This is a genomic window from Aggregatilinea sp. (assembly GCF_036822615.1).
In the GTDB taxonomy this organism is placed as follows: domain Bacteria; phylum Chloroflexota; class Anaerolineae; order Aggregatilineales; family Aggregatilineaceae; genus Aggregatilinea.
The window spans coordinates 38,726-41,040 of the sequence record NZ_DAISHJ010000034.1 but is presented as its reverse complement, the minus strand read 5'-3'; the positions used below and the strand labels follow the sequence as shown (position 1 = coordinate 41,040).

Here is a 2,315-nt window from a genome sequence, read left to right as displayed (position 1 = left end):
ATTGCCGCCGAACGTGCTGCCGTGCGACGCGGGCGGCAGCGCGGGGACCGTCTCCGCCAGCAGCGCCGCGCCCACCGGCAGGCCGCCCGCCATGCTCTTGGCGAGACACAGCACGTCCGGCGCGATGCCGTCCTGCTCGTAGGCGAACAGCGTGCCTGTGCGCCCGAACCCGGTTTGAATCTCGTCCACGATCAGCAGCGATCCGTTGGCGCGGCACAGGTCCTGCGCGGCGCGCAGATAGCCCGCCTCCGCCGGATGCACGCCGCCTTCGCCCTGCACCACCTCGACGATCACCGCCGCGATAGTGTCGTTCAGCGCTGCTGCGAGCCGCTCGACGTTGTTGAACGGAACGTGGGTCACGGTGGACATCAACAACGGGCCGACCGGCTCGCGGTAGTGCCGCTCCCAGGTAAAGCTCAGCGCGCCCAGCGTGCGGCCATGAAAGCCGCGCATCGTCGCCACGAAGCCGTCGCGCCCGGTCGCCAGCCGCGCCGCTTTCAGCGCCGCCTCGACCGCTTCCGCGCCGCTGTTGCACAGGTACACGCGCTCCATGCCCGCCGCCTCGCACAGCGCCGCCTGATAGCGCGACCGCACGGGGTTATGAAACAGCTCCGGGCAGGTGATCAGCTCGGCAGACTGCGCGCGGATCGCATCCAGTACGGCGGGGTGGCCATGGCCCAGGTTGGCCGCGCCCTGCCCGCCCACGCAGTCGATGTAACGGCGGCCTTCGGCGTCTTCCAGCGTCGCGCCCTGCCCGCGCACGATCTGCACGTCGCGTTTGACGTACGTGCCGCTGCTGTGCGTATCTTCCAGCGCCGCCCAGTCCATCACGCGATCAGAAAGCATGCTCGACATGCCGCACCTCGTTCACGATATGCGTTCCGGCCCCGGCCAGCGCCGCGTCGATGGGATCGTCCAGGCGCGAATCGGCCAGAATCACGCGCGCCACGCCCGCCGCCTGCGCCGCCAGCAGTTTTTTCTTCATGCGGCCCTGGGCCAGCGGCTCGTAGCGCGCTAGCTCGTTCAGGCCGAACTGTGCCACCAGCGAGCCGGGATCGTCCACGTCGCGCAGCAGGCCGGGCACGTTGCTGAGGATGGTCAGCGTGTCCGCGTCCAGTGCGCGAGCGATCGTCGCCGCGACCAGATCGCCGTCCACGTTCAGCCGCTCGAAGGCCGCACCCAGCGCCACCGGCGCGATGACCGGCGTCACGCCGGACTCAAGCAGGTGTTCCAGCACATCGCCGTCCACGCCCGTAATCGCGCCCGAAAAGTCGTCACGCACCAGCACGGGCCGCCCGTTACGCAGTGCGCGGATCGCTTCTTTGCGCCGCGCGGAGATGACCGTCGGCCCGGCCAGCCCGACCGCGCGCACGCCCAGGCCCGCCAGTTCCGCCGTCAGGCGCTGGTTGACCGACGCCGCCGCCGCACAGTAGATTTCGATCATGCGCGCGTCGGTGTAGCGGCTGGTGTGCCCGCCGGGGCTGGTGATGGTCTGCACCGTGTAGCCGACCTGCTGCGCGAGGTCGTTGGCCGCCGCGCTCGTGCCGTGCACCAGCACCCAGCGCTCGCCGCGTTGAATGCGCTGCGCGAGGTTCCGCAGCGTGCGGGTGTGATCGACGCCCGCGCCGCCGCCCAGTTTCAAAACGTGTGTCGTGCCGGTCATGGGTAGATGCCTCCAAAGTCCAGCGCGGTCGTCTCGTCGAAGCCGCACATCAGGTTCATACATTGGACTGCCGATCCCGCCGCGCCTTTGCCCAGATTATCCAGCGCGCACAGCAGCGCCGCGCGCCCGGTCGCCGGGTCGTAATCCCAGCCGACGTCGGCGTAGTTCGTGCCGATCAGCGGGCGGGGTTCGGGGTGGCGGTGAATGCCGGATTTTTCGTGCACGACGCGCACGAACGGTTCATCGGTCCACGCCTCGCGGTAGCACCGCCACAGGTCGCGCTCGGTCAGGCCGGATGGCAGTGAAACGTACGCCGCCGCCGCGACGCCGCGCACCATCTCGACGCTGGTCACGGCCATGCGCACGTCGTACGCGCCGCACGGCGCGAGGTTCTGGCGGACTTCCGCCTCGTGGCGGTGGCCGGTCAGCGCGTAGGGCCGCACGACGCCGCTGCGCACCGGGTGGTGGCTGGCTTCGCTGGGGGTGTTGCCGCCCTCGCTGCTGCCGACTTTGATGTCCACGATCACCGGCTGGCCGGGGACCAGCAGGCCACCCCGGACTACTGCCCACAGCGCGAGCGTGGTCGCGGTGGCGTTGCAGCCGACGCCGCTGGCGTACGACGCGCCGCGCAGGGCGTCGCGGTGCAGCTCCG

2 protein-coding genes and 1 pseudogene are annotated in these 2,315 nt (G+C 70.3%); all 3 read right to left on the bottom strand.

What is annotated here, in order from left to right; genetic code table 11:
• Window positions 1-855 (bottom strand): aspartate aminotransferase family protein (locus V7116_RS12195; RefSeq protein ID WP_324392204.1); only part of this gene is annotated, 855 nt, incomplete at its 3' end.
• The gene (locus tag V7116_RS12190; protein ID WP_324392203.1) at window positions 836-1,663 is read right to left on the bottom strand and encodes a [LysW]-aminoadipate kinase; all 828 of its coding nucleotides are present in this window, start codon (window positions 1,661-1,663) and stop codon (window positions 836-838) included. The genes V7116_RS12190 and V7116_RS12195, both read right to left, overlap by 20 nt.
• Window positions 1,660-2,315, bottom strand: a pseudogene (locus V7116_RS12185) (N-acetyl-gamma-glutamyl-phosphate reductase); the annotation flags it as partial. The pseudogene V7116_RS12185 and the gene V7116_RS12190, both read right to left, overlap by 4 nt.